This window comes from Terriglobus sp. YAF25 (assembly GCF_052113305.1).
Classification (GTDB): Bacteria; Acidobacteriota; Terriglobia; order Terriglobales; family Acidobacteriaceae; genus Terriglobus.
In genome coordinates this window covers 1-6349 of the sequence record NZ_JBFRCY010000280.1, presented here as the reverse complement: position 1 = coordinate 6349, position 6349 = coordinate 1, and the positions used below count along the sequence as shown (strand labels likewise).

The window sequence follows — 6349 nt, the reverse complement described above, 5'->3', positions numbered from 1 at the left end:
GATACAAGCAGAGCGGTATCGGGCGCGAAAATCACCTCATGATGCTGGAGCACTACCAGCAGACAAAGAACCAGCTTGTGAGTTACAGCACGAAGAAACTCGGGTTGTTTTAGAGCAGTTCTCCTAATACCGTAGCTTTGGATAAATCTGCGAATGCCGTTTTCTTCGCCGGAAAACGGCGCAAACAGCCCACGCTCCGCTCTATATTTTTAGGAGAATTGCTCCGATGTCTGATCTGCCAGAACAGGTAACGGCTACCCCGGCGGCCTTGAGCTTGATCGATGAGCTCAAGGCCGCACACGGGCCGTTGATGTTCYATCAGTCGGGCGGCTGCTGTGASGGCAGCGCGCCGATGTGCTTCCCCGAGGGAGAGTTCCGCATCGGCAGCCGCGACGTAAAGGTGGGCGAGATCGGTGGATCTCCCTTCTATATCTCCCCGCAACAGTTCGAGTACTGGAAGCACACGCAGATCATCATTGATGTGGTTCCAGGTTTCGGTGCAGCCTTCTCATTGGAAGGTCCGGGAGGGTTGCAGTTCCTCACCCGGTCACGCGTTTTTACCGACGACGAGATCGGCGCGCTCCGCAATGCTGGGCGGATATAAAGGCGAGCTGTCTGTAGCTTAGCCGAGCCATCTGTAGCTTGTCAGTTTGATGGTTATCGATATACGTGGGTACGCTGACTCTGGGGATATTCGAGCGAAGCTCGAACCGCCTTGCTTGAGCGTACGCTTCAGTCGTGCGCTCAAAAACGCTGAGGTCAATCCCGCAGTAACCGCATAATCGTATCCTCAGCGTCTTTGATGGCTTTCACCTTCGTAAGCCCATAAGCGCGAGGATGCGCGATCAGTAGCGCTGCCGTGCCATGCAGGCAGGTCAGCACCTGCCGCATCCGCATATTCGAGGTCGCCACGGTCGTGTCCTGCGGAAGCACCTTACGGATGAGCTCATGAATCGTCTGCAGAAACTCTTCGTATAGAGCTGGGCGCACAAATGCTGTGTCAGCGCCTCTTTATTCGCGAAGTGTCGATAGGCAGCCATCTGCGAACACCCAACAACCTGGGCAACACGCCGCATCGAAAGGTGCTCGTATCCCTCCTCGACAAAGATCCGGCTGGCGGCATCGATGATGCGCTGGCGAAGGCCGGGGGACTCGTTTTCTGTCGGTGTCCGGGGTGACATAAAAATACTCTAGCATTTTTATGTATACGGCGTATACTTGACTTGTGTACGGCGTAAACAAAATCGAAAACAACGCGCCAGGCAATATCTTTCATGCGGGCATTGTCGTGGTCGCACTTCTCTGCAGTGGTTCGCAGCTTCTTCCTGCGCAGCAGGCAACATCGGGTTGCGAACAGGTCATTACTGCACGGCAGGCCGGGCGTTGTATCGGCGTGGCCTCGAGCTTACGTCCGATTCCAAAGCTCGATGACTCCCACAGCTATAGCCTCGTAGAGCTGATTGATATTGCTGAAAGTGCCAGCCCCGAATCACGAATCGCATGGGCGCAGGCAAAGCGAGCCATGGAAGAGGCGGGCGTGCAGCGCGCGGAGTATCTGCCACTGCTGACCTTTGTTGCACAGGGAAGTGATCTACGTGCGATCAATCCGTTTCCTAAACCGCTGGCGCCGCGCGGATATGTAACTGTTGAGGTGCCCACTGCCGTTGCACAAATGGAGCTGCAGTACCAGCTTCTGGATTTTGCACGCGGACCTCGCGTGGAGGGCAGCAAGGCGTTTGAAGTTGCCTCGGCCCTCCGCTTCGGCCGCGTTCAGCAGACCATCGCGTATCGCACCGCAACGCAGTTCTATCGTGTGCAGCAGGCGGCAGGCCAGCTTGCTGCGGCCAGGCAGATTCTGCAGACGGCGCAGACACTGCTTGCCAATGCACAGTCGCAGTTCGACAACGGGCGTGCGACGCTGCCGGACCTGCAGAACGCGCAGGCTGGCGCTGCCGGGGCACAGTATGATCTCGCCAGCGCCGAAGGTGAAGTGCAGAAGGCAAAACTGGCGTTGACCGAAGCTATTGGTGTTGAGCCGACCGCCACGATCGAGATCGTAGCAATGACCTCCGCATCTCCGGAAGCCTTCGATACGCCTGTGGAGGAGTTGATCGATAAGGCCTGGAAGAATCGGCCCGATCTGCTGGCGCGTATGCAGGATCTCAAGCGGTCCAACGATGCCGCCAAATCGGCACGCGCGAAATATCTCCCGAGCGTAGGCCTGGTTGCAACCGGCGGACAGACCAACATGTGGCCTACTGCGGACTACGGGCAGCTCGGTCCGGCGAGTGTGTCCACCTGGTCGGCTGCGGTGCAGCTTCGCTGGGAGGTCTTCAACGGAGCGCGTCGACATGAGGTAGCCGCCGCACTGGCTGAACAGAAGGCCGCTGCCGAAGAACAACGTGCAACGCAGGATGCGGTCACACGCCAGGTGTGGGAGTCGTATGTGGACTACAGGACGGCCATCGAGCAGGAGCGCTCCTCACAGAGCTTTCTTACGTCTTCTACGGTCTCCTACGAATCATCGCTTGATGCCTTCCGATACGGCGTGCGGTCACTGGTCGACGTTGTGCAGGCGGAACGGCAACTGGCGCAGGCGCGGCTTGAGGATGTGCGCGCCCGTGCCCGCGTGCAGCAAAGCGCCGCGGCACTGAGTTATGCAATTGGCAATCTGCCTTCGGGCAATGCTTCTACAACAGGATGGAAACCGTGAACGCGTTCTTCAGGTCCTTACTCATGCCCCTGACTCTCGTGCTGACAGCCGGCTGTGCACGTAATCCCAATGTGGAGATCGTCGGTTCGTACTTTCCCGGCTGGATGATCTCGCTCGCGCTCGGTGTTGCGCTTACAGCGTTGGTGCACCTGCTGCTGCGGCGCAGGGGTCTGCTGCACTCGGTCGGGCATCCAGCCATCATTCACCCGGCATTGGTGGTGTTGTTTACTTGTCTGCTGTGGCTTTCCTTCTTCGCTTAGAGCCTTTTCCTGTGGGTGTAATGCGGGGCTTCCACATCTATGGGCGTTTTCCGCAATGAAACGCCGCTGTACAACCCTTCCGGGATACCCAGCAACAGGGAAAGGGCTAGAACTCAAGGACTCGATCATGAATCTCAACGAAAGACAAACTCTCGGTCGCAGGATCGGCATCGGCATCGTGGCGGTAGCTGTTATTGCGCTTGCGATAGCTTTGCTGCAGGTTGACCGTCATCCCCGCACCGACGATGCCACGGTACGGGCGAACGCCATCGCCTTCGCTCCGGAAGTAGAAGGCCGTCTGACAAAGCTGCTGGTCAAAGACAACCAGGTGGTGCATAAGGGCGACCTGCTCTTCGAGATTGATCCGCGCCCCTATGAGTATGCCCTGGAGCAGGCGCGTGCTGACCAGGCGATGCTGGAAGGGCAGATCAACGACGAGCGCCGCCGCATTGCTACAGAGCAGAGTGGGGTTGTTGCCGCACGTGCGGGCATCCTCAATTCGCAGAGCGGTATCAGTGCAGCCCAGGCAAATCACGAGGCGGCAACAGCCGCGGTGGAACGTGCCCGCGCGGCAYAGGCTGCCGCCGATGCGCAGATGAAGTTCGCACAGAACGACTACGACCGCATCGCTCCGCTCCTGGCCAAGCACTATGTCACCACCCAGCAGGTCGACCAGGCGGAGACAGCTCTGCGGGTGGCGAGGGAGTCGGCGCATCAAGCTTCGTCGCAGCTTCTGCAGGCACAGGCGCAGGAGTCGATGGCAATGGCTTCGAAGCAGGCAGCACAGGCGGGTCTGCAGGTCTCGCAGGCAAAGCTTGGCGAGGCCGTTCATACCGTCGATACGCTGGAGACGCTGGAGGCGCAACGCCCTAGCCGTGCTGCCAAAGTGCATCAGGCCGAGCTGAACCTGGAGTGGTGCCAGGTGCGTGCCCCTTTCGATGGCTATGTCGTCAACATGAACATCTCCGAGGGCGCATATGCGCATCCCGGAACATCTATGTTCACGCTGGTCGATACCGGCAACTGGTGGGTGTTGGCCAACTATCGCGAATCGAAACTGAAACACATTCGTCCCGGCGATCATGTTGAGGTCTACCTGATGGAGCATCCCAGCCAGCGTTTTGATGGTGTTGTCGACAGCGTCGGCCGTGGGGTCTTTCCGGAAGATGGTGCCGTTACGAACGGATTCCCGAACGTGGATCGTACCTTGAACTGGGTTCATCTGTCGGCCCGTTTCCCAGTCCGCATACGCGTGACGAATCCAAATCCTGATCTCTTCCGCGTGGGCGCGACCGCGATCACCGTGGTGCGGTAAACATGTCGAGACGTTTCCATCGCGGCACCATGCTGGAGTTGTTGCAGGAAGAGCTCTCGCCGTATCCCGGTAGAACGGCGGGCGCTCTGCGCGACACGCTGGGAATTGTGCTCGCTGTAGTTATCGCCATGACACTGCAGCTTCCCGGCTTCTCGCTCTCGGCGGCGCTGCTGTTACTGATGCAACGCGAACGCCCTGGGCTGACATTGCGGACAGGGTTACAGATTCTTGCCGGCTGTGCGTTGGCGGCGATTGCGTCGTTGGTGTGGGTGCAGTTGACCGATGGTAACGAAGTGGCCCGCTTCCTTGGTGTTGCGCTCTGTGTCTTCGCCTCCGCCTTCTGCATGGTGGCCAGTACCTTGCCAATGTTGTGGACGATCTTCGGTTTCTACGGATTTGTCGATCTCGCTTACTGGGACGGTCATCACTCCGCAAGCGCCGGTGTGTCGTATAGCTTGTACCAGGTAGCTTCGCTCGCTCTGGTGCTGGCATGCGCCACTGCGGTGGAGTATCTATTCGCCTCGCGTCACCCTGCCGAAGAGCTCAACCGCGAACTGCATCGCAGGCTGTCCTCGCTAGCCCGCTTCTTTGCCGCCCTCGCGCRGGATGACCTTGATACACGGCCGCAGGAGCTCCGTCGTGCGCATCGGGATCTGTTGCAGCTTGAGCATGCTGGTGACTTCCGCCTGCACGAACTGTACGACCGTTTGCAGGGATCGGAACAGGCGGTGCGGATGCCGGTTGGTCTGCAGTACCGCATCGGTATTCTGACGCGTGTGATTCGTAAGAGCGTKATCTTCGGATTTACATCGTTTACAGCGGATGGCAACGAAGAACTGAAGGCCGGCGCCCGCACACTGGCGGCACTGTGCGATCAACTCGCAGCCGGGCAGCATCTCGATCATGTAGCTCTCGCAGATGTGTCGCGCGGCCCCTTCGAAGAGATCTTCCGCGAATTGCGACAATATCGCGAGGTCTCAGTGGCTGCGGTGGATGTCGCCGGTCGTCAGTCTGCGGGGCGTCGCCGCCTGCGCCATTTTCGATTCTTCCAACCCGGAGCCTTCGAGCAGAGCGAGCCGGTGCTCTATGCTCTCAAGCTCACCCTCTCTGTACTCATCTGCTATATCCTCTACAACGCCGTGGCATGGCCGGGAATCACGACGTGTGTCGTGACGGTGCTTTTTACGGGTCTGAGCTCAACCGGAGCGATGAAGCAGAAGCAGCTTTACCGTTTTGCTGGTGCGGTGGTTGGCGGGGTCCTTGGCATCCTCACGGTCTCACTGTTGTTTCCAAATATGGACTCCGTGACGTCATTGGTGGTGGTGCTTGCGCCGGTAGTCTTTCTCTCCGGCTGGGTAATGCGTAGCCCTCGTATCGGGTATGTTGGCGTACAGATCGGCTTTGCTTTTTTTCTCTCAACGCTGCAGGGCTTCGGACCACCGACTCAGCTCAACCCTGCGCGCGACCGCGTAATCGGCATTGCTTTAGGTATCGGTGTGATGTGGTTTGTCTTTGACCAGCTCTGGCCGGTACGAACCAGTGATGCACTCGGCAGCATGCTCCGGAAGATCAAGGGGGCAACATCGCGGCTGCGTGCCCTGGTACTGCAGGCTGATGCCGCTGAGCTTGCTGCAGGCGAGTTTCAACGCTTGCGCAGCATAGTCTCTGTCGAGCTGACCAATATGCAGCAGATGGATTTCGCTGCGCAGTTCGAGATTGGCCGCCACCGCAAGCGCGAGTTGGTGCGATCCCGGCGGCTGCTGCGTGAGATCGAAGGAGCAGCCGCCGAATTCTATCGTGAAGCCAGCCGTATCTCGGCCTGAGTCTGCATCTTTCTTTCTTGCCAGGGTGGGGCACCCAGGCGATATAAGCGCTGAAGGCCGGCTCTATAGCTCTTCAATAGAGGCGAATTTGTCGATACACATTAGAGCATTTCTCCTGTTGCTGGGTAGCCCGGAAGGGGAGTGCAGCGGCGTTTTCATTGCGGAAAACGCCCATAGATACGGAATCCCTACACTACACCTACAGGAGAAATGCTCTAGCTGTTGGGCGCCGTTAATC

At 58.4% G+C, this 6349-nt stretch carries 6 protein-coding genes and 1 pseudogene; 5 read left to right on the top strand and 2 right to left on the bottom strand.

Annotation, left to right across the window (positions count from 1 at the left end; all coding sequences use genetic code 11):
• The first annotated feature begins 226 nt into the window (after positions 1-226).
• Entirely contained in the window at positions 227-604 is a 378-nt protein-coding gene (locus AB4043_RS13130) for a DUF779 domain-containing protein (RefSeq protein WP_442307238.1), read from the top strand.
• 155 nt (positions 605-759) lie between these two features.
• On the opposite strand, the gene AB4043_RS13125 is transcribed toward AB4043_RS13130, so the two are convergent.
• Entirely contained in the window at positions 760-990 is a 231-nt protein-coding gene (locus AB4043_RS13125; protein WP_442307239.1) for a hypothetical protein, read from the bottom strand.
• A 17-nt stretch (positions 991-1007) separates the two neighbouring features.
• Positions 1008-1181: pseudogene (locus tag AB4043_RS13120) on the bottom strand (TetR/AcrR family transcriptional regulator); the annotation flags it as partial.
• A gap of 44 nt (positions 1182-1225) precedes the next feature.
• Between AB4043_RS13120 and AB4043_RS13115 the strand changes: the two are divergent.
• The 4 genes from AB4043_RS13115 (at position 1226) to AB4043_RS13100 (ending at position 6111) form a co-directional block, all read left to right on the top strand.
• Entirely contained in the window at positions 1226-2713 is a 1488-nt protein-coding gene (locus AB4043_RS13115; protein ID WP_442303037.1) for a TolC family protein, read from the top strand.
• Between the two features lie 23 nt (positions 2714-2736).
• Positions 2737-2973, top strand: coding sequence for a YtcA family lipoprotein (locus AB4043_RS13110; RefSeq protein WP_442303036.1), 237 nt, complete (start codon positions 2737-2739; stop codon positions 2971-2973).
• Between the two features lie 127 nt (positions 2974-3100).
• A complete protein-coding gene (locus tag AB4043_RS13105; RefSeq protein WP_442307237.1) occupies positions 3101-4288 on the top strand; it encodes an efflux RND transporter periplasmic adaptor subunit in 1188 nt (395 codons plus the stop codon).
• A 2-nt stretch (positions 4289-4290) separates the two neighbouring features.
• The gene (locus tag AB4043_RS13100; RefSeq protein ID WP_442307236.1) at positions 4291-6111 is read left to right on the top strand and encodes an FUSC family protein; all 1821 of its coding nucleotides are present in this window, start codon (positions 4291-4293) and stop codon (positions 6109-6111) included.
• Positions 6112-6349 lie beyond the last annotated feature (238 nt).

Excerpts from the sequence above, each read along its gene's own strand:
- AB4043_RS13110 (WP_442303036.1), top strand. The coding sequence starts at position 2,737 with ATGCCCCTGACTCTCGTGCTGACAGCCGGCTGTGCACGTAATCCCAAT.